We start from the raw sequence: 19,575 nt of genomic DNA, 5'->3' as shown, positions 1-19,575 counted from the left end.
TTACAATTTATGTCATTATACCACACGTCTAACCTTAAATCCCCTACTATTCTCATGCTAAATTTTGAAAAACTACTAAAAATCTTTTAATAATTCATTAATTGAATTAATTTTTATTTTGTTTTTCGGGATTAACTTTAAAAATTCTGATCCATAACTAGTATTTATTATGCGATTATCTAAAACAAATAATGAACCTTGATCTTTTTCATTTCGAATTAGACGACCATAACCTTGTCTAAACTTAAATACTGCTAATGGTAAAGCCAAACTTGAGAAAGAATTTTCTCCAGCTTTTTTTAATAAATTTGATTTAGCAATAAACATAGGCTTTTCAGGGTTAGTAAACGGTAAGCGTACAATGATTAAACAATCTAATTCTTCATTAGGTAGGTCAATTCCTTCCCAAAAAGTGTTCGTACCTAATAAAATTGTTTGTTTAGATTGTAAAAACTGTTTTATTAACTTTTGTTTTCCTCCAGGAGAAACACCTTGAGCTAATACAGATGAATTCAGAGAGCCTAAATCTTGTATTAATTGATCATAAGTCTGTTTTAATAAATCAAAAGCTGTAAATAAAACTAATGTTCTACCTTTTATTTCCGAAACAATTTTGCGAATTGTATTCGAAGTTTGTAATGCATACTCTTCTTGTGTAATCTCTTTTATTCCCATTAAATCTGATGGAATATACACTTTCATCCCCTGGGCAAAATCATTTGGGACTGGGTATATTTTTTCAATGACATTGATATTTTCACTAATTCCTAATGATGACTTTATAAATGAGAATGATGAATCAATCGACATTGTAGCGGATGTTAGTACAATTGAATTTCTTCCACTAATTAAATAATTTTGTATTAAATCTGCATTTTCAACTTTCTCACAATAAAGCATTGTTGTATGAAATGAGCCTTTTGCTTCAGTGTCCATCCAGCAAATATAATGATCATTTTTATCGAATAATATTTCATAAAGACCATTTTTCATGCTTTTTAGTTGTTCAATAATCATTTTAAACTCCGAAACGATTGAACGATGAAACGCTGATACCTTTTTATCTTCAATTAAATTCAAATATTGCTCACAACCCGTGAATAAAGTATTATTCACATGAATTAATCTATTTGCACATTCTTGTATAACTTTCCAATTTTGGCTTGCAGTATTTTTATCACTTAGTGTAATTGACTGTCTAATGTTTTCTTTATCAAGTTCATTTTGTTTACTTAAAATAAAATCACGTAATAACCTAAATAACTCTTCTGATTCATACTTTATTTCTTTTACTAAATGATCAACTTTCTTCCACCATTTTTCACGATTTGGTATTCCCTCATCAAATTTATATAATCGGTGTACAAGTTCATTACTATCAGTAGTACTTAATCTACTTAAATATTGATAATATTTTAAGCAAGAAAAAGTGATTCCAAAAGTTTTTGATGCTGTCTCCTCAAGAGCATGTGCCTCATCAATTACAATCGTTTTGACAGAATTAATTAAGTGATCTTTATTTTTTAAAGTAGACAATAAATAAGCATGGTTTGTAATAATTATATCGGCTAACATTAATTGATTTTTAGCTTTTTGATAAAAACATTTATGAAACCAAGGATTTGTTCTTTTATTTTCACTTTCTTCGTTACAACATACACGATCCCATAAATGTAAGCCACCTGAAGGAAGTGATAATTCATCTAATTCTCCATTTTCAGTTTCAGTTAACCAAACTGTTATCATAGCCTTCGATAAAATACTATCGTAATTATCATCAAATTGTTCGCCTACAATATATTCAAATTTTTGCAGACATAGATAATTTCTTTTACTTTGAATTGAAGCTATTTTCAACTGAAATGGAATTATTTTTTCAATTGTTTTTATATGTTTTTTAAGTAATTGTTTTTGTAACGAGATGGTACTTGTGCTGATGACCACTTGTTTGCCAAATTGTTTTGAGAAAAATGCTGATGGAATTAAATAACCAAATGTCTTACCTACACCTGTTCCAGCCTCAGCTAAGAGAATATTATTTTGGCTAAATGCATCGAATACATCGTGCATATATGCAAACTGTTCATCTCTTTTTATAAAATTTGGAATTTCCACAGCCATCTGATCTACTAGATCACGTTTGAGATGCTCGTCAAATTCTACGAAATCTTCTTCCTCTTGGGGTAAACTAAAGCTTCTTTTTTTAAGAGCTATTCGTCTAAATTCTTCATAATCAACAGATTCATTTGAAAATGATTCAGATTGCTTTTGAAGTAGATCCGAAATATAGTATGTAATGTCACTTTTAAAACTAGTGCTAAGTTTTTCTAATATTTTTAATGATGCATATGGCAAGCTCTCAAGTTTTTTTAATAAAATTGTTAATAATTCGGCAGTTACTTCCGCATCACTATCAGCTTGATGAGGGTTTTCATGTTGTATATTAAAAACTTTTGCTAAATCAGATAATTTATAACTAGTTAATGTTGGATATAAAATTCTTGTTAACTCCACTGTATCAATGGCTAACGGAGAAATTTTTGGTAAACCAATCCGCTCAAATTCTTTTTGCAAAAATGTTAAGTCAAAATGAACATTGTGTGCAACAAAATAGGCGTCATTAAACATCGGGTATAATTCTTCAACTATTTGTTCAAATTGAGGAGCATATTGAACCATTTCATCTGATATCCCTGTTAGTTCGGAAATAAAGGTTGGAATATTCATATTTGGATTAATAAAACTTGAAAACTGTTCAATAACTTCTCCACTTTCCAATAAAAAGGCTGCAATTTGAATAATTCGATCTTGACCTCTATTATTATTTCCGGTTGTTTCTAAGTCAACGACCACAAATTTATTCATATTTTGCCACCTCCAAATTCTCTATATAGATATTATTTTGCATAAACAGATTAAACAATACAACCAACAAAAAAATCCCCTAAAGAAGGGGATTTCAAATTGCCCTCAAAAGCTCGTTTCTTTCGATGTTTCACTTGTCTGTTAAATACTTTTGATCCTAAAGCAAGTAACTCCTTGCTTCGATATTCAAAAATTGACTATTACTTAACTGTACCTGCAATTTCTTTGCCAATCATTTCAACAATTTCATTTGCATCATTTAAAATAGCAATCTTTGGTTCATGTTGATCCAGTTTCTCTTCCTCTACCTGACCATATGCAATAATAATTACTTTGTCGCCTTCTTGGACTAATCTAGCCGCTGCACCATTAAGACAAATTACACCACTTCCACGTTTTCCTGGAATAACATATGTCTCAAGTCGTGCACCGTTATTATTATTTACAATTTGAACTTTTTCGTTTTCAAGTACATCTACAGCATCCATTAAATCTTGATCAATTGTAATACTTCCAACATAATTTAAATTAGCTTCTGTAACTGTAGCTCTATGAAGTTTTGCTCTCATCATTGTGCGAATCATGTCATTTCCCCCTAGTTGTTCAATCCTTAAATAGAAATTAAAATATTATCGATTAAGCGAGCATTAGAAAATTTTACTGCTAAAGCAATAATTACTTTTCCATTTATTTTATTTATAGGCTCTAAATCTGGATAAGAATAAATACTTACGTAATCTACTGTTCCAGATGTTTCGCTTTGAATTGTCGAAATAATATTTTGTTGCAGTTGATCTGGATTTAAATTCCCATTTTTTATATCTTCAACCGCTTTTTGTAAACTTTTATAAAGAACTGGTGCTTCTTGTCTTTCTTTATCTGTTAAATAGACATTTCTAGAACTTTTAGCTAATCCATCTTCTTCTCTAATAGTTGGAACTGGATTAATTTTTACAGGAATATTAAAGTCTTCAACTAAACCTTCAATTACAGCGACTTGCTGAGCATCCTTTAATCCAAAATAAGCCTGGTCTGGTTGAACAATATTAAATAATTTTGTTACAACTAATGCAACACCATCAAAATGTCCAGGTCTTTTTTCACCACAAAGGACATCTACTCGTTTTGTTACTTTCATTGTTGATTTTAATTCATTTGGATACATTTCTTCAACTGTTGGATAAAAGAGGCAATCTACACCAGCATTTAGTGCAACTTTTTCATCTCTTTCAAAGTCCCTTGGATATCGATCAAAATCTTCATTAGGACCAAATTGAGTCGGATTAACAAAAATACTTAAAACGACGATATCATTATTTCTTCTAGCTTCTTCTAATAATGATGCATGGCCTTCATGTAAAAACCCCATTGTTGGTACAAATCCAATCGATTTTTCATTTTTTCTGTGAATTTTTAATTCATTTCTTAAATCATTTATTGTGTGAAACACTTTCATTGCGAACTTCCCCCGTATAATGCCTTTAACTGTTCTTCCTTCATCGTAAACGAATGTTTTGTATCTGGAAATTGTCTAGCTTTAACTTCTTGTACATATGAAGCAATTGCATTTTCAATTGTTGGAGATACATTTGCATACTGTTTAACAAACTTCGCTACTCGACCAACACCATATGTTATTAAATCATGGTAAACAAGTACTTGACCATCTGTATCAACACCAGCACCTATTCCGATTGTTGGAATGGAAAGATCCTTAGTAATATCCTTTGCAATTTGCTTTGGTACACATTCAAGTACGATTGCAAATGCTCCTGCTTCTTCACATTTTTTTGCATCGTTAAACAATTTCATCGCACTTTCAGAGTCACGTGCTTGAACTTTATACCCACCTAATACACCTACAGATTGAGGAGTCAATCCTAAATGAGCTACAACTGGTACTCCTGCGATTGTTAATGCTTTAATCACTTCTAAAACATTTTCATCTGCGCCTTCAACCTTAACAGCGTGCGCATCACCTTCTTGCATAATGCGGCATGCATTACGTAAAGCCTCTTCTTTTGAAAAGTGGTAAGACATAAATGGCATGTCTGTCACAATAAACGTATTTTTTGCCCCGCGTTTAACTGCTTTTGAGTGATGAATCATGTCGTCTACAGTAACCTTAATTGTAGAATCATATCCTAGGACAACATTCCCAAGTGAGTCACCGACTAAAATCATATCTACTTCACTAGCTTCTGCTAATAGTGCTGAAGGGTAATCATAAGCAGTGATCATGACGATTGGGTCATTGTTTTGTTTCATGTTTAAAAAATCTTTTGTTGTTTTCATCTTTTTTCCTCCTTTTAAATGAGAGGAAATGGGGGTTACAATAAAAAAACTTTGCTCAAAAGAGAACAAAGGAAAATTGTAAACCGTCTCATTCCTCTGTCCCAGTCCTTATAGGATCAAGGCAGACACATTTTTAGAATTGATTTTTTAAAACCTGGTGTAGTTCTTCTTAGGATACTAAAGATTGATTAACCCTATTCAGATACCACCCATGAAGTATCAGCGAAAGTCGCGACCCTTCCAATACAGTTTATAGTAAGAATAGCAATTAAGTAAAGAAAAAACTTGGTATTATTTACAAATATACGTGACTATTATACAGCAAATAAAATAACTCTCTTTCAAAAATATAAAGAGAGTTATTTTATTTCATATTACATTATTTATTTATCGAAATATCCGCTGAATAAATTGTATGAACATTACCTAAGTGGTCTTCAATCAATAATTGGCCCTCATCCGTAATTCCAATAGCATTACCGACAATTTCTTCGGTTAAAGTTGTGGCTTTTATTTGTTTCCCTAATGAAATTGCATAGCTTTCCCATAAAATTTTAATCGGTTTAAACCCTTTTTCTAAAAATATTTCATAGAACTTTTCAAATTCAGCTAAAATAGCTTGAATTAAATTCGCTCTCATAAAGGTTTGTCCTTTTTCAATACGTAATGATGTAGCGATATCTGACAGTTCTAATGGGTAATCTTCCTCAACTTGATTTACATTAATTCCAATACCTATGACAACGCTTTTAATGCAATCAGCGTCACCTTGCATTTCAGTTAAGATTCCACAAACTTTTTTATTATTGATTAAAATATCATTTGGCCATTTTATATTGGGATGTAAACCGGTCACTTTTTCAATGGCTGAAGCAATGACTACAGCCGTTAGTAATGTAAGCTGAGGTGCTACTCTAGGTGAAATAGCTGGTCTAAGGATCACACTCATTGCAATAGCTTTTCCATCTGAAGTTAACCAGTTTCTTTGTAATCTACCCCTACCTAATAATTGACGCTCTGCCAAAACGATCGTACCTTCTGGAGCATCATTTAGCACTAATTCATTAGCGATCGTTTGTGTTGAATTAGTTTCTTCATGGTATACGACATTTCTGCCAAATTTTTTTGTTTCTAAACCAAGCTGAATATCCGTTGGAGTTAATCGATCAGATTTGCCTGTTATTTTATATCCAACCTTCCTAACTGCTTCAACTTCAATTCCCTCATCTTGCAATTCTTTCATGTATTTCCATATTGCAGTACGTGAAATTCCTAATTCATCACTCAAAAATTGACCTGATAAATATTCATTACTATTTTCCGTAAACAGTTGTATAATTTTTTCTTTTACTTTTGAAGCCAATTTATGAACCACTCCTTAATAGCAAGTTGGTTATTCTCAAGCTGGTTCTCTACTAATTGAAATTCTATTTCACTTAATACTTCTTTCAACCATGGTCCACCTTTTAATTGGGACCATTCTAATAAATCATTACCTGTAATACATATATCTGACTTTGAATAAATCGGTAATTGATTATATAAGGTCTTTAATAAATCTTCATTCAATTCATTTGCATCGATCTTGTCAATGACACATTGTAAACGCTCATATTTTATGGCATCCGTCAATCCAACTTGATATAACTTTGTATTGCTCCATTTAATTTTCGTTTCATTTAACAAATGATAAACCTTTAATATTTGTTTCATGCGATTATTCGACATCTTCCAATTTCTTAAAACCTGTTCTGGGTTATCAAAATTACATTTATATAATATTAGCGCCCAAATCTCTTCAATGGTTTTTAATGATTGAATAGGAAAATCTAATAGATCATTAAACTGACTTGTATATTCTTTTAAGCTTGGTAAATGATTTACTAAATTTGTTTGTATTAATAGACCGATGCCTTTTTTAGGCGACTTTCCTAGTAACATTTTTTCTATTTCAACTGAAATGCGTTCAATTGCTATATTTTCAATTAAATGTTTATATGATTTAATTGCATTAAACGTTTCATCATGTAAACGAAAATCTAATTGGCTTACAAACCGTATACCTCTTAACATTCTAAGAGCATCTTCTTGAAATCTTTCCTTAGCTTCACCGACACATCTAATTAATCCATCATAAAGATCAATTGTACCATTAAAAGGATCTATTATTTCATTTTTTGTCGTCATAGCAATGGCATTCATTGTAAAATCTCTTCGTTTTAAATCTTCTTCGATTGATTTTACAAATGTAACCTCCGATGGTCTACGAAAATCATGATATGTTGATTCAGTTCTGAATGTTGTAATCTCATATGGCTCACTATTTTGTATAACTAAAACCGTTCCATGCTGTAATCCGGTTGGAACAGTTTTTGGAAATATTGACATAACCTCTTCAGGTAAAGCTGAAGTTGCAATATCAATATCTCCAATTGTTCTATTTAATAATTTATCTCTTACACATCCACCGACAAAATAGGCCTCGAAACCATATTTTATTAATTTATCTAATATCGGCTTTGCTTTGTCAAAAATATCCATATTATTTCATTCCTAATAACTCATTATAAATAGCTAAATATTGTGAAACGATTTTATTTGATTGAAATCTTTCTTTTACAATTTCAATCGCGCGACTTGATATGCGTTTAAATAGTTCTTCATCTTGTAATAAGTTGAGTGTATAATAAGCGATTTGTTCAATATCTCCTAGTTCACAAATAAATCCGTTTTCTCCATGTTCGATTACTTCTGGAATCCCACCAACTCTAGTACCGATACATGGAACTCCACAAGCCATCGCCTCAAGTAAAACTAAACCAAAGCTTTCTTTTGATGAAAGAAGTAATTTTATATCGCTCATTGAAAGTAACTCTTCAACATTCTCTTGCTTTCCTAAAAATAAGACATCATCATCAATACCTAGCTCTCTTACTAATTTACATAAACTTGAGATTTCCGGACCATCACCAACTAATAGTAACTTGGATGGAATTTCTTTTCTAACTAAGTTAAATACATCTACTACATCTTTTGTTCGTTTAACTTGTCGGAAATTAGAAATATGTATAATGACTTTTTCATGCTCCTTAATCCCGTACTCTGCTTTTAATGCCCGACAATTTCTTTTGTAATACACTCGTTCATCAATAAAATTATACACAGTTTGTATTTCTTTATCAGGGTTAACTAATTCCTCTGTTTGACGTATTAAATCATTTGAGACCGCAGTTACAACATCTGATTTTTCAATCCCAAACTTAATTAACTCTGTTAAAGATGAGTCATAACCAAGAACAGTTATATCTGTACCATGTAATGTCGTTACAATTTTAATATCATGATGAATCATTTGTTTTGCTAGAACAGCACAAATTGCATGCGGAATCGCATAATGTACATGTAAAATATCTAATTTTTCACGGTTTGCAATTTCAGCCATCTTACTCGCCAATGCTAAATCATATGGAGGATATTGGAAAACTGAATATTGATTTACTTCAACTGCATGATAATAAATATTAGGATATACTTTATTTAAACGAAACGGCATACTTGATGAAATAAAATGAATTTCATGTCCTAGTTCTGCTAATAACTTTCCTAGCTCAGTTGCAATCACACCAGAACCGCCTACTGAAGGATAACATGTAATCCCAATTTTTAATTTCATTTTATCTCTCCTAAACTTCTTCATTTCTACTTAAACTAACCAATCTGCATTTAATAGGAGTGGTCTCTTACTCATAAACCCTTCCCCATATGGCACTCCGGCTTCTTTTCCAAAAATTTTCTCTCTTGCAATTACGCTATTTACATAGTCGTTTGTTAAAGGCGTAACTACACCATCTGGTCCGGGAGTAAATTGACTTTCATAAACTTCTAAAGCTGCCCTTTTGACTTCAATCGTTTCTGAAACATCAACTATAAAATTAGGTCGATGAAACCCATTAATCATATATTGAAAAACGTGTTTTACCTTGTGAGCTTCATGATTTGTATTTACATTAAATTTTCTAATCCCAGATGAAAATACAGCTTCTTCTACTATTTTTGTACAATTACCATGATCAGGATGACGATCCACTTCATATGGCGAAAAAATAATACTAGGCTTCGTCATTCGAATTAAAGCAGCAACTTGTTTAATCGCTTCCTCAGATAAGTATAGCCCCCTATCTGGTAATGATAAATTAAAACGCTTTGAAACCCCTAAAATCTTATCTGCTTCTTCAGCTTCTTTTCTTCTAATAATAGTATCCCCATTTGATGAGAGCTCCGCTTCAGTTAAATCACAAATAGCAACCTTATAGCCTAACTTCGTAAACTTAGCAATCGTGCCTGCCATTCCAATCTCAACATCATCTGGATGCGCTCCAAATGCTAGTACATCAAAATATTCCACTTATCTCACTCTCTTTCAAACTAACTAAAAAATTTCACTACTGCCTTAGCGGTTTGAATGTTCGTTGCCACCGGGACATGAAAAACATCGCATAGCCTTAATAAAGCATTTACATCTGGTTCATGCGGTTGAGCAGTTAATGGATCCCTAAAAAAGAAAATCGCGTCCATTTTCCCTTTAGCAATTAGTGCACCTATTTCTTGATCTCCTCCGAGTGGACCAGATTGAAAACGATAAACTTTTAAAGTTGTATTTTCCATTACGCGTAATCCTGTAGTACCTGTTGAAAATAGTTCATGCTGCTGAAAAAAAGATTCATTTTCTTGAACAAAAGTTACTAATGCGTCTTTTCTCTTATCGTGAGCAATTAAAGCTATTTTCACTACCTGCACCACCTTTAGTCCATTATATTTTCTAAGCCGTACACTAGCTCTGAAAGTTTCATTACTTCCTCAACGGCTACTTTAACTCCAGACATAAAAGAAGCTCGATTCATTGAATCATGTCTAATTGTTAATAGTTGACCATCTCCACCGAATAAAACTTGTTGATGCGCAACTAAACCAGGTAATCTCACACTATGAACTCTCATTCCATTTAGATCAGCACCTCTAGCTCCAGCTTCAGTTTCAACTTCATTTGGATGTCCTTGTACTTTCGATTCACGAACTTCCTCAATCATTTGAACTGTTTTAAGAGCTGTACCTGAAGGCGCATCTAATTTTTGGTCATGATGTAGCTCAATGATTTCGATATCTTTAAAATATTTCGCTGCCATTGCAGAGAATTTCATCATTAATATAGCACCAATTGCAAAATTTGGCGCAATAATACAACCTAGCTCCTTATTTGAAGCTAACTCTTTTAAATCATCAAGCTCCTCTTTTGTAAAACCTGTTGTCCCTATTACAGGTCGAATACCATTTTTTAATGCTAAAAATGCATGTTTTTTTCCAATTTCAGGTGTTGTTAAGTCAACAAGAACATCAAAGCTTTCATTTTCAATACATTGCTCTAATGTTTCATATATTTTTGCTTCCCCTTTAAAGCCGGGGCTAACTTTTTGGATTTGTTCTCCACCTAATTTATAATCTACTGCAGCTACAAGGTGAAAATGCTCAGTTCGATCAATTAATTGTAAAGCTTCAATTCCCATTTTACCTCTTGGTCCTGCTAATACTACTCTAATTACTTTCTCCATTTTAAACTTCCTTCCTAGTCCAACGATCTTTATCACGAGTATTAAACTTCTTCATTACCATATCATGTGCTTCTTGTAAGTCTATATTTAGGCTATTTGCTAAACAAATCATAACAAATAATACATCACCTAACTCTTCTTCAATTAGCTTTTCTTCTTCAGTGCTTTTCTTAGGCTTTTCACCATAGGTATGATTAATTTCTCTAGCTAACTCACCCATTTCTTCAGTTAACCTTGCCATCATTGCTAAAGGACTAAAATACCCTTCTTTAAATTGACCTATATATGTATCGACTTCTTTTTGCATTTCTTTCATCGTTTTTTCGTGCATACTAATATCAACTCCTCAATTAAATCTTATCGAATTGACCACTTTTTGACAAATTATATATTATTTTACTTGAAAAAAATACAAGATAAGATAAAAATAAGAGTTTAGGGTAATTTTTATAGTATGGAGGAAGTATATGATTTTTAAATTGAAGTTACGCAATATCTTTTTTATTATTTTAGGTTCTGCAATTTTTTCTTTTGGAATTATGAATATAAATATTCCAAACAATCTAGCTGAAGGTGGCTTTACGGGAATAAACTTAATTCTTTTAGCTGAACTAAATATTCCTGTTTGGATCTCAAACTTAGCCTTAAACGTCCCCTTATTTTTTATTGGTTGGAGATTACTTGGTACAGTGACAATGCTTTATACAATCATCGGAACTGTTGCAGTCTCTTTTTTCTTAAAATTATTTGAGAAATTTACTTTCAATATAGATGTTCATGGCGATTTAATGTTAGCTTCATTATTTGCGGGTGTATTTATTGGTGTAGGTTTAGGAATTATTTTTAGATTTGGTGGAACTACTGGTGGTGTTGATATCATCGCTCGTTTAGCATATAAATACAAAGGTATTAATATGGGGAAAACGATGTTTATTTTTGACTTTGTTGTCATTACACTTTCACTTTTAACTTACTTAAAAGCATATGAAGCAATGTATACGCTAGTTGCAGTTTTTGTCGGAGCAAGAATAATTGATTTTATGCAAGAAGGTGCATATGCTGCACGTGGAGCAAATATTATCTCTGAGAAAAATGATTTAATTGCCGCTCGAATTATGAAAGAAATGGAACGTGGCGCAACTTATTTAAAAGCAACTGGAACATTTACTGGAGAAAGCAAAGACGTTTTATTTTGTGTCGTACCAAAAAACGAATTAGTTCATTTAAAAAACATCATTCAGGATATCGATCCACACGCTTTTGTAGCCGTTACAGAAGTGCATGATGTACTAGGTGAGGGCTTTACATTAGATGAAAATAAAGTCCCTCTTCACCCTTAATTTTTAACTAAAAAAAGAGGTTCTTGGCATTTGATTGCCAGAACCTCTTTTTTTTATTGATTTTAATCATCACTACGTGTCATACCTGTATAAATTAAAATTAATCTTAATAATTCTGCGACGGCTACCGCTGCTGCTGCAACATATGTCAATGCGGCTGCATTTAAAACGCGTTTTGCATAAACATGCTCATTCGAATTGATGATGCCCAAAGTTGTAATCTGTTTTAAAGCTCTACTTGAGGCATTAAATTCAACAGGAAGTGTAACAACTTGGAACAAAACACCTAGTGCTAATAACACTATTCCTATTAATAATGCACCTGAAAGACGAGAAAACATGCCAATTAAAATAAATATATAAGAAAAATTGGAACTGAAATTTGCAACAGGTACTAATGAATGACGGAATCTTAAAAAGCTATAGTCATTCGCATCTTGAATTGCATGTCCTACTTCATGAGCTGCAACTGCTGTACCCGCCACCGAATATCCATGATAATTTTCAGTTGATAATCTTACAACTTTTGCACGTGGATCATAATGGTCAGATAAATATCCTCGAGTTTCCTCTACTGCCACATTGTATAATCCATTTTCATTTAAAATTTTTCTCGCTACTTCTGCACCCGTTAAATGTGATGTAGAACCAACTTGAGAATACTTTCTAAAAGTTGATTTAACCTTCATTTGCGCATATAAAGGTACAAGCAACAAAATTAAAAAGTAAATTAAATAACTCATTGTAATTCCTCCAAGGAGTGTGATTTTACGATATTGTAATAACTTTTAGAGAAATTTGTCAATCATTATGTTCTCTTCTTTTTTTGTTCTTATTTCGATCACCTATATATTTTCTCCAACCAACATAACTTAATGTACCGACAATAATGATCCCTGTTGTAAATATTGTCCAAATAGAAACAGGTGGAATAATTGAATTACCTTGATCAAAAATGAATAATAATTCACTTTTAGTCTCATCCAACTTTTGTTGAAAAGCCGGTATAGATTCTTGGTTAATACGATAATCATCTAAAAACGAAACAAGTGAATTTATTTTTTTTACTTCATCATATGGAAGGTCCATAATTAGACTTGGATAAATAATCTCAAATTGGTGTAAGAATTGATTTAATTGCGTTTCATATGCTTCAGAATTACCTCGTTTATATGCTGACTCCATATTCTGTAGTGGAGTCATAACTGACTTTTTCATTTCCTTCCACATCGGCTGCATAGTCGTTTCACCAGCATCAATCAATAATCTCAAACCAAGCACATCGGCAACCTTTTCTTGTGGATCAATTCCATCATTTGATAAAGATACAAGTGCATTTTGAAAAGTAACTGAAATGGTTTCTAAATCCTTTGGTGTGAAATCCTTATTCTTTTTTGCTGACGCCATATACTTTGATTCTAATTGCTCCAATAAATTAGCGCCATGAACATAATCACCATCTTGTACTAAAGAGAGCGATTTTTCAATTAGTGAAGTTTCTTGATCTATTTTAGCGTACCCTTTTACGGTATTAAATGAAAAGAAAATAAAAAAAACGCTTATCCCCGCAATTAATTTTTTCATCAAACCCCTCCCTCATAACTACTAATAATTATGAGAGAAAGGACAAGATTAGAACTTGTTCAAGCACGAGCTCTATTTTTTAAAATTAACTGGTAATAAGCGATTAAAATAACAAATATCGTTAACCAAAATGTAATTAAAGCAATCCAAATTCTGTAATCAGAAAGCATATAATATTCTGGCATTGTACCAAAAACATAGTCTAAAATTAGATCTTGTAAAATCCAAATACTTGCAACAGTCAAGTGCCATTTTTTTACTTTAAATGTCGGTGCGTACAAAACAGCTTGGATTGCCATAGCTCCATGTGAAAAAATTAATAAATATGCAACCTTATCAAGTCCACCTGATATATAAAGAACCATTCCATTCATTATAACTGCCCATATACCATATTTCATCAAGCTTACATATGCTAGTGCTTCTATTAATCCATTCCGTTTATTTAGAATGAAAAGTAGCAATACAATACAAAAAAATAAGGATGCAGTTGGACTATCAGGTACAAATATTTTTAACCAACCAGGAGTAAACTCAAGTTGAGATTTATACCAATAGTATCCATAGATTGTTCCTAGTACATTTATTATAAATAAAGCAATTAAGTTAGGTTTAAGCCGTAGCATACTGTATAGTATGTTCACTAGTTCACTTCATCTCACTTTCACTTTAGGAGATTTAATAAATTTATAACACAAAGTTCACAATTTATATGTATCATCACATTTTTTACATGTTATTATTTCAGTATACAATAAAACATAAAAAAAGAGTCGAAAATTCGACTCTCTTTTAATTACTCTGTTTTACCTGCTTTTGAAACGAATTCAGCTAGTACTTTAAGTTCTGCGTCAGTACCTTTAAATACACCAGATGGCATCGCTTTTCGACCGTTTCTTGCGATATGTGCGATTTCTTCAGGTTTTAAACCATTATTTTGAAGACTTGGAGCTGCTGCGCCACCTTCAAGATTATCGCCATGACAAGATACACAAGTATTTTTTTGCAATAGTTTATATGCTGGATCTTCTTTATTTAACTCAACAAAAGTACGGATTTTACCTTGTTCTTTTTGTTTTTTCCAGTCATGGTGAGCCGCAGCTTCCCATGTTAAATAAATTACACCAGATAAAGCTAATAACATAAAGCCTGTAGCTAAAGGACGTTTAATTGGTTTTCTATGTGGACTACGATCTAAGAATGGCGCTAATAATAAGCCACCAAATGCTAATCCAGGAATTACGAAAGCACCAATTACGTTATAGTCACCAGAAGCATAGCTATATTTTAAGAATTGATATAAGAATAAGAAATACCAGTCTGGTAATGGCGTATAGCCAGTATCAGTTGGGTCTGCAACCCTCTCTAGTGGAGATGGATGTGCAATTGTTAATGTTAAGTATCCAATTAAGAAAACTGCTCCTACCATCCATTCTTTTAATAAGAAGTTTGGCCAAAATGCTTCAGTTTTACCAGGATATTCTGAATAATCCTTTGGAACATTAGGTTTACGTCCTGCCATTGCAGGCACACGTGAGTCACCTACAAATTTCATTCCTTTACCGCGATGCATGTTCTCCCTCCTTTATTTCGACACACTTTAGTCATTTTTTACTAAAGCCCCATGCACTAAATCTTATAGTGGACCTGAAATACCTTGCTTACGAATAATTAAGAAATGGGCACCCATAAGAGCAAGTAAAGCACCAGGTAAGAAGAATACATGGATTGCGAAGAAACGAGTTAATGTTTGTGCACCGATGATGTCCGGATTACCTGCAATTAACGTTTTCACTTGCTTACCAATAAATGGTGTTTGTTCAGCAATTTGCAGACCTACTTTAGTCGCAAATAACGCTTTCATATCCCAAGGTAATAAATATCCTGTAAAGCCTAATCCAAGCATTACGAAGAAGATTAATACCCCTACAACCCAGTTAAGCTCACGAGGCTTTTTATATGCGCCTTGGAAGAATACACGTAAAGTATGTAAAAACATCATAACAATTACTAAACTTGCACCCCAGTGATGCATACCACGAACGATTTGTCCGTATGCAACGTTGTTTTGTAAGTAATAAACTGATTCCCATGCATTTTTGATATCTGGAACATAGTACATTGTTAAGAACATTCCAGATAAAATTTGAATTACTGTAACGAAAAATGTTAATCCACCAAAGCAATATACGAATGCTGAAAAATGATGCGCTGGATTAACGTGTTCTGGTACTTCATGATCAGCGATATCTCTCCAAAGAGGTGTAATTTCTAATCGCTCATCTACCCAGTCGTAAATTTTGTTAAGCACGATTATTTACCTCCTGTATTTGGTTCTAATTTACCAAGATAGAAAGAATCACCTTTCACTTTTACCGCATAGTTGTCTAGTGGACCAAGCGGTGGTGTACCTTTAATGTTTTTACCATCCTTATGGTAACGACCGCCATGACATGGACAGAAGAATTGATTTGGAAAATCTTTATTGTCGTTCCAACCAACTGTACAGCCTAAATGCTTACAAGTAGGTGATAACGCAACGATGTCTCCATTTGAATTCTTGTACACCCATGCAATGTGTGACGCATCAGATTTAACCCAACCATCTACCTGCTTAACTTTAAAGTCAAAGCGTTTTGGGTCAGTCGTTAAATCTTTAACTAGTCCAACCTGCACCATTGCTCCAGCTGCTTCTTTTTGTAAGACTGGGTCAATGGCAAAACGAGCCAATGGCATTAGCATTCCTGCCGCCATAAAGCCGCCTACACCTGTTAAAGTGTAGTTTAAAAACTGGCGTCTTGAAACCTTTTCACTCATGAAAATTCCCCCCTCTATCACAAGTACTCCTGTACGGACAACAGCTATAATAATAAAACTAGGACACTTTCATAATATAATAACAAATTTAGAAGGTCAATAATATCCTAATAATAATCATAGTAATAATGTTGTTTTTATTTTTATCCCCATATTTTAGAAAATAATGCATTTATGTGAGATAATTGTTTATCTACTATTACGCGTTGTGATGATTCATCTAAGCTATTGATGTTTAAATTAGGTAACCAAATTAATGATTCATCCATTTCAGCTTCTGACTGTCTCCAATCAAAATCACATGTTAAATAAAAAACATGTTTAATACCACTAGCTTTAAACTCTTCATTCCAAGCTTTTAATCTGCTTATTTTATTCGATTCTTCAGGTAAATAAGTAAATTCAGGTGCGATTACAACTCTGCCTTTATATGTACGTTCTAGTTCCGAAGTAAGTATTATTAGGTCCTCTCTTTGCTCGGCTAGACCAATATTTTCTTTTTTCAAAGAAACAGGACAAAGTGGAATAATGATCGTATCGATGTATTCCAGATTCTCAATAACTTGATTTAATTCATTAGTTGTCCATTTCATCAAAATTACCTCTTTCTATTAAAATAATTTATTTATAATTGTGAAATTTTTGTGAACAAATTTCTATTTTCCATTTAACCATACATTACTATTTTAAGAAAGAAAAAAAGCCCGCTATTTAAGCATTGTCCAATCAGTCAAAAGGGATCTATGTATTCAATTCAGTAATCCCATTTATAGTTTACTGATTAATATTTAAAAAATTGCGATTTTAGTCAAACCCTGCTCCTTCATTACGAAGCAAATATTTCTATGAGATCAATCAATTATCCAAGAATCTTTCTCTATTAAGTGACTTTTTTACTATTTTTTTTATTTGAGTATTTTTTTATGAGTAATTTGCTAATCTTAATTTTATATACGGCCATTTTAAATTTGTATAACTTTATGAAATGCCCGACTTCTGTGGGATATAACAGAAGGCTTTTGGAACGCCATATGATGATTAAGATCATGTATATAGCCACACTTAATAGGGAGGGGACTAAAAATGGAAATTAACCCCACATATCTTATTTAACAATAAAATTAAATTGTGTTCAATTAGCAAATACATTTACAACAGTAAAAAAGCCCCCAAAATGAGGACTTTTTTCAGTTTAATATTAAGTTAAAGAATTCAGTTGTTTAGTTAATTCTTGAAAAAGCTTTTTGTCTTGTTTATCTAGAGCCTCGTCAATCATTTTCATCAATCTGTCTTTTTGGAAATTAATAATTGAATCTGACAATAACTTTTCAGCAATTACGCGGTCTTTTTCGTTACTATTTAAGTTTTTTGGTATATGTGGGTTCTCTTCTAAAACTGAAACAAACATCGGATATTGAAAAGAAGATTTAAAATTGAGCTGGATATAAATATCCTCATCCCTATTTAGTCGAATATCGTGAAAAGATTTCTCTGCATCAGTCGTCATTACATTTTGTTTATAAAAATGAAATGGGACTTCTTTAACACAGTTCGTCGACATCACTAACCCGCGTGGACAATATTTAGACTGTTCTACAAAATGAACCTTTTTCATTAAATAATCATGGCTCATTAGGTAATTTAAAATCCAAACACATTCTCTTTGCTTTAACTGAAAATTACTTAGAAACCACTTAACAAAATCTTTCTTCTCATTCACAGATACAGGGGTTGCCATTATTAAATCCCTCCTCTGTCCATAAAATTTGTCCCCTTTTCTGAATAAAGAAAACTACAGAATTTCATTTATTCTTTCAAGTCGTTCTCTTACTTCTTCCTGTAGATACTCATCGTCTACAAGTTTACTGTAAACCTCTTTTGCTTCTTGTACTAAGCCTTCTTCAAACAATAGGTCTCCGTATTCCTTTAAGAAGGAAATTTCCTGGTTAAAGTCATTATATGCTAGACGATATTGATTTAATGCCAATTCATAATTTTCATTTCCATAATATGCTTTGCCTAAGTCCCAATTAAAATGAGGATCTGAAGCTCCATGCTCAATTGCTAGTTCAATTGTACTAATTATGTCATCGAAATCTTCCTCTTCGAAAAGAATTCCGACTAATAACTGAACTGCTTCAATTAACGAAGGATCATAAATTAATGCTTCCTGTAAATGTTTTTTACTTGCATCTAAATTCTTCATTTTACGAGCTAATTTTGCAGCTGATAAAAGGCATTCTACATTTGTTTCATCAACAAGTAATGCTTTTTGTAATATATCATAGCCTTCTTGAAATTGGCCTTCAAGGTCATGTGCTTTACTTAGCCATAAATGTGCTACCAAATATTCAGGATCAAAGAAGATTGCCTCTTCGAATACCGGAATAGAGGCTGCATAGCGTTCAGCTTGAAATAGCGTAATACCATATCCTAATAGTGTATGGAAGTCCTTAGTTTTCTGAATTCCTTTTTCATAATAGGAAATTGCATCTTCCCATTCACCTTCAGCACTTAAACATTCAGCAAGTCTTAAATCTTTATTAACTCCACTCACTTCAATTTCTTGATTAGAAAGCTTTTCGTAAAATGGAATTGCTTTTTTATAATCATATTTACTAAAATAATACTCCCCTAATGCAAAATCTACTACAGGTTCATTCGGTAAAATTCTTTTTGCTTCAAATAATTTTTGTTCAGCTACTTCATCAAGACCCTGAACTTGATATAGATCAGCCATTAATAAAAGTGCTTGAACTCGACTTTCACTATCAGCCTTTATGGCAAGTAAAATTTCTAAAGCTTCGTCTTCTAAATCAAGATCTAATAATATTTCTGCATACATTATTTTAAGATCATCGTCGTCATCATATAAGTAAACTAAATCTTCAATGATATTTTTTGCATCTTCCACAAAACCTAATGATTGAAAAAGAAGTGCTGCTTCGTATTTTTCTTCATCGTTAGCATTTTTTAAATTCTTTCTTAATAAATCTAATCCCTTTTCAGTATGACCGTTCTCTATTAACTGAACAGCTTCGTATAAACTCATTCTTACACCTCATATG

Annotated in this window: 21 protein-coding genes; 1 reads left to right on the top strand and 20 read right to left on the bottom strand. The window is 32.3% G+C overall.

The window, feature by feature from the left end; genetic code table 11:
• Positions 1 to 75: 75 nt before the first annotated feature.
• From dinG to BED47_RS00520, 11 genes are all read right to left on the bottom strand, one after another.
• Positions 76 to 2,865, bottom strand: a complete 2,790-nt coding sequence (gene dinG, locus BED47_RS00570) for an ATP-dependent DNA helicase DinG (protein WP_069031886.1) — start codon at positions 2,863 to 2,865, stop codon at positions 76 to 78.
• A 200-nt stretch (positions 2,866 to 3,065) separates the two neighbouring features.
• Positions 3,066 to 3,449 carry an aspartate 1-decarboxylase gene (panD, locus tag BED47_RS00565; RefSeq protein ID WP_025671415.1) on the bottom strand — a complete coding sequence of 128 codons (384 nt, stop codon included), beginning with the start codon at positions 3,447 to 3,449 and terminating at the stop codon, positions 3,066 to 3,068.
• A 26-nt stretch (positions 3,450 to 3,475) separates the two neighbouring features.
• The gene (gene panC, locus BED47_RS00560; RefSeq protein WP_069031885.1) at positions 3,476 to 4,321 is read right to left on the bottom strand and encodes a pantoate--beta-alanine ligase; all 846 of its coding nucleotides are present in this window, start codon (positions 4,319 to 4,321) and stop codon (positions 3,476 to 3,478) included.
• On the bottom strand, positions 4,318 to 5,160 hold the full coding sequence (gene panB, locus BED47_RS00555) for a 3-methyl-2-oxobutanoate hydroxymethyltransferase (protein WP_069031884.1): 843 nt from the start codon (positions 5,158 to 5,160) through the stop codon (positions 4,318 to 4,320). Before panB ends, panC begins: the two co-directional genes overlap by 4 nt.
• A 379-nt stretch (positions 5,161 to 5,539) precedes the next feature.
• Positions 5,540 to 6,523 carry a biotin--[acetyl-CoA-carboxylase] ligase gene (locus BED47_RS00550; RefSeq protein WP_069031883.1) on the bottom strand — a complete coding sequence of 328 codons (984 nt, stop codon included), beginning with the start codon at positions 6,521 to 6,523 and terminating at the stop codon, positions 5,540 to 5,542.
• Positions 6,508 to 7,701: a CCA tRNA nucleotidyltransferase gene (locus BED47_RS00545; protein ID WP_069031882.1), complete on the bottom strand. Its 1,194-nt coding sequence runs from the start codon at positions 7,699 to 7,701 to the stop codon at positions 6,508 to 6,510. The genes BED47_RS00550 and BED47_RS00545 overlap by 16 nt, the downstream gene beginning before the upstream one ends.
• 1 nt (position 7,702) lies before the next feature.
• Positions 7,703 to 8,833: an N-acetyl-alpha-D-glucosaminyl L-malate synthase BshA gene (gene bshA, locus BED47_RS00540; RefSeq protein ID WP_069031881.1), complete on the bottom strand. Its 1,131-nt coding sequence runs from the start codon at positions 8,831 to 8,833 to the stop codon at positions 7,703 to 7,705.
• Positions 8,834 to 8,863: 30 nt separating this feature from the next.
• Positions 8,864 to 9,565 (bottom strand): bacillithiol biosynthesis deacetylase BshB1, encoded by a 702-nt coding sequence (bshB1, locus tag BED47_RS00535; protein WP_139116318.1) that lies wholly within the window; start codon positions 9,563 to 9,565, stop codon positions 8,864 to 8,866.
• Positions 9,566 to 9,585: 20 nt separating this feature from the next.
• Complete coding sequence (gene mgsA / locus BED47_RS00530) at positions 9,586 to 9,948, bottom strand: methylglyoxal synthase (RefSeq protein WP_025671410.1); 363 nt, start codon at positions 9,946 to 9,948, stop codon at positions 9,586 to 9,588.
• Between the two features lie 14 nt (positions 9,949 to 9,962).
• Positions 9,963 to 10,766, bottom strand: a complete 804-nt coding sequence (gene dapB / locus BED47_RS00525) for a 4-hydroxy-tetrahydrodipicolinate reductase (protein WP_069031880.1) — start codon at positions 10,764 to 10,766, stop codon at positions 9,963 to 9,965.
• Position 10,767: 1 nt separating this feature from the next.
• A complete protein-coding gene (locus BED47_RS00520) occupies positions 10,768 to 11,097 on the bottom strand; it encodes a nucleotide pyrophosphohydrolase (protein ID WP_049819716.1) in 330 nt (109 codons plus the stop codon).
• 136 nt (positions 11,098 to 11,233) lie between these two features.
• On the opposite strand from BED47_RS00520, the gene BED47_RS00515 reads away from it, so the two are divergent.
• Positions 11,234 to 12,106 (top strand): YitT family protein, encoded by an 873-nt coding sequence (locus BED47_RS00515; RefSeq protein WP_069031879.1) that lies wholly within the window; start codon positions 11,234 to 11,236, stop codon positions 12,104 to 12,106.
• Positions 12,107 to 12,168: 62 nt separating this feature from the next.
• On the opposite strand, the gene BED47_RS00510 is transcribed toward BED47_RS00515, so the two are convergent.
• The 9 genes from BED47_RS00510 to BED47_RS00470 form a co-directional block, all read right to left on the bottom strand.
• Positions 12,169 to 12,849: a zinc metallopeptidase gene (locus BED47_RS00510; protein WP_069031878.1), complete on the bottom strand. Its 681-nt coding sequence runs from the start codon at positions 12,847 to 12,849 to the stop codon at positions 12,169 to 12,171.
• Positions 12,850 to 12,907: 58 nt separating this feature from the next.
• On the bottom strand, positions 12,908 to 13,690 hold the full coding sequence (locus BED47_RS00505; RefSeq protein WP_069031877.1) for a sporulation protein YpjB: 783 nt from the start codon (positions 13,688 to 13,690) through the stop codon (positions 12,908 to 12,910).
• Between the two features lie 59 nt (positions 13,691 to 13,749).
• Positions 13,750 to 14,334 carry a DUF1405 domain-containing protein gene (locus BED47_RS00500; RefSeq protein ID WP_091021086.1) on the bottom strand — a complete coding sequence of 195 codons (585 nt, stop codon included), beginning with the start codon at positions 14,332 to 14,334 and terminating at the stop codon, positions 13,750 to 13,752.
• 152 nt (positions 14,335 to 14,486) lie between these two features.
• Positions 14,487 to 15,263, bottom strand: a complete 777-nt coding sequence (locus BED47_RS00495; protein ID WP_056466650.1) for a menaquinol-cytochrome c reductase cytochrome b/c subunit — start codon at positions 15,261 to 15,263, stop codon at positions 14,487 to 14,489.
• Positions 15,264 to 15,326: 63 nt separating this feature from the next.
• Positions 15,327 to 16,001: a menaquinol-cytochrome c reductase cytochrome b subunit gene (qcrB, locus tag BED47_RS00490; protein WP_025671403.1), complete on the bottom strand. Its 675-nt coding sequence runs from the start codon at positions 15,999 to 16,001 to the stop codon at positions 15,327 to 15,329.
• Positions 16,002 to 16,003: 2 nt separating this feature from the next.
• Complete coding sequence (locus BED47_RS00485; protein WP_069031875.1) at positions 16,004 to 16,507, bottom strand: ubiquinol-cytochrome c reductase iron-sulfur subunit; 504 nt, start codon at positions 16,505 to 16,507, stop codon at positions 16,004 to 16,006.
• A gap of 143 nt (positions 16,508 to 16,650) precedes the next feature.
• Positions 16,651 to 17,100, bottom strand: a complete 450-nt coding sequence (locus tag BED47_RS00480) for a DUF2487 family protein (protein ID WP_069031874.1) — start codon at positions 17,098 to 17,100, stop codon at positions 16,651 to 16,653.
• A gap of 605 nt (positions 17,101 to 17,705) precedes the next feature.
• A complete protein-coding gene (locus BED47_RS00475) occupies positions 17,706 to 18,245 on the bottom strand; it encodes a ReoY family proteolytic degradation factor (protein ID WP_069031873.1) in 540 nt (179 codons plus the stop codon).
• A 54-nt stretch (positions 18,246 to 18,299) separates the two neighbouring features.
• Positions 18,300 to 19,559 (bottom strand): tetratricopeptide repeat protein, encoded by a 1,260-nt coding sequence (locus tag BED47_RS00470; protein WP_069031872.1) that lies wholly within the window; start codon positions 19,557 to 19,559, stop codon positions 18,300 to 18,302.
• Positions 19,560 to 19,575 lie beyond the last annotated feature (16 nt).

Source organism: Gottfriedia luciferensis (assembly GCF_001712755.1).
Taxonomy (GTDB): domain Bacteria; phylum Bacillota; class Bacilli; order Bacillales; family Bacillaceae_G; genus Gottfriedia; species Gottfriedia luciferensis_B.
The sequence above is the reverse complement of the archived record's forward strand: the minus strand, read 5'-3'. Positions and strand labels throughout refer to the sequence as shown.

Coding starts and splice junctions, on each gene's coding strand:
- BED47_RS00495 (WP_056466650.1), bottom strand. CDS start 15,263: ATGCATCGCGGTAAAGGAATGAAATTTGTAGGTGACTCACGTGTGCCT.
- BED47_RS00545 (WP_069031882.1), bottom strand. CDS start 7,701: ATGGATATTTTTGACAAAGCAAAGCCGATATTAGATAAATTAATAAAA.
- BED47_RS00485 (WP_069031875.1), bottom strand. CDS start 16,507: ATGAGTGAAAAGGTTTCAAGACGCCAGTTTTTAAACTACACTTTAACA.
- BED47_RS00510 (WP_069031878.1), bottom strand. CDS start 12,849: ATGAGTTATTTAATTTACTTTTTAATTTTGTTGCTTGTACCTTTATAT.
- panB (WP_069031884.1), bottom strand. CDS start 5,160: ATGAAAACAACAAAAGATTTTTTAAACATGAAACAAAACAATGACCCA.
- BED47_RS00480 (WP_069031874.1), bottom strand. CDS start 17,100: ATGAAATGGACAACTAATGAATTAAATCAAGTTATTGAGAATCTGGAA.
- panD (WP_025671415.1), bottom strand. CDS start 3,449: ATGATTCGCACAATGATGAGAGCAAAACTTCATAGAGCTACAGTTACA.
- BED47_RS00470 (WP_069031872.1), bottom strand. CDS start 19,559: ATGAGTTTATACGAAGCTGTTCAGTTAATAGAGAACGGTCATACTGAA.
- dinG (WP_069031886.1), bottom strand. CDS start 2,865: ATGAATAAATTTGTGGTCGTTGACTTAGAAACAACCGGAAATAATAAT.
- BED47_RS00515 (WP_069031879.1), top strand. CDS start 11,234: ATGATTTTTAAATTGAAGTTACGCAATATCTTTTTTATTATTTTAGGT.
- BED47_RS00505 (WP_069031877.1), bottom strand. CDS start 13,690: ATGAAAAAATTAATTGCGGGGATAAGCGTTTTTTTTATTTTCTTTTCA.
- BED47_RS00520 (WP_049819716.1), bottom strand. CDS start 11,097: ATGCACGAAAAAACGATGAAAGAAATGCAAAAAGAAGTCGATACATAT.
- dapB (WP_069031880.1), bottom strand. CDS start 10,766: ATGGAGAAAGTAATTAGAGTAGTATTAGCAGGACCAAGAGGTAAAATG.
- panC (WP_069031885.1), bottom strand. CDS start 4,321: ATGAAAGTGTTTCACACAATAAATGATTTAAGAAATGAATTAAAAATT.
- bshA (WP_069031881.1), bottom strand. CDS start 8,833: ATGAAATTAAAAATTGGGATTACATGTTATCCTTCAGTAGGCGGTTCT.
- BED47_RS00475 (WP_069031873.1), bottom strand. CDS start 18,245: ATGGCAACCCCTGTATCTGTGAATGAGAAGAAAGATTTTGTTAAGTGG.